A 564-nucleotide genomic window follows, 5' to 3' on the forward strand; every position below is an offset into this window, starting at 1 on the left:
GGGCTATGGCGGCGCGCGAACGGCCGCCAATACGGCCGCGACCGGCTATACGCGTGACGCCAACGGCAATCGTCTGATCGTCAACGGCATCATCCAGTCCGGCGCCTCATCCTATTCCAGCCAGTCCGGCGGCGCGGCCTCGGCCTATGCCGGCGCAGGCGCGTCCAGCAACAGCGGCACGACCATCGGCGGCTCCACCGCCATCGGCAATCAGCTGAACGTGGTGGTCCAGGGCAGCCGCAACACCGTCATCGTCAACTCGACCCAGACCAATACCGGCGCCATCAACGCCGGTACGGCCCTGAACGGGAATATCACCCTGCCATGAGCCGCCGTCATCTCATCAAGGGGTCCGCCGCCGTCTCGGCCGTCGCCCTTCTGCTCGCCGGCTGCGTCAGCCCCGTCGCGGGTCCGTCGGGGCAATATGCGACGCCGATCGGCAATGCGCCGGTGACCGCAAACCCCACGCCCTATTCCGCCGCGCTGTATTGCCTGGCCGACTACGCCCGTCGCTACAACCTGCCCTCGCCGCGCCTGGCCGTGGGCAGGATCAGCGACTACACC

2 protein-coding genes are annotated in these 564 nt (G+C 68.3%); both read left to right on the top strand.

The genetic code is table 11. From position 1 onward, the window contains the following. Nucleotides 1-328: holdfast anchoring protein HfaA (hfaA, locus tag JWG43_RS20645; protein WP_205244278.1), on the top strand; the 328-nt coding region annotated here is incomplete at its 5' end. Beyond that, nucleotides 325-564 (top strand): twin-arginine translocation signal domain-containing protein (locus JWG43_RS20655; RefSeq protein ID WP_205244279.1); only part of this gene is annotated, 240 nt, incomplete at its 3' end. The genes hfaA and JWG43_RS20655, both read left to right, overlap by 4 nt.

Source organism: Desulfobulbus alkaliphilus (assembly GCF_016918545.1).
In the GTDB taxonomy this organism is placed as follows: domain Bacteria; phylum Desulfobacterota; class Desulfobulbia; order Desulfobulbales; family Desulfobulbaceae; genus Desulfobulbus; species Desulfobulbus alkaliphilus.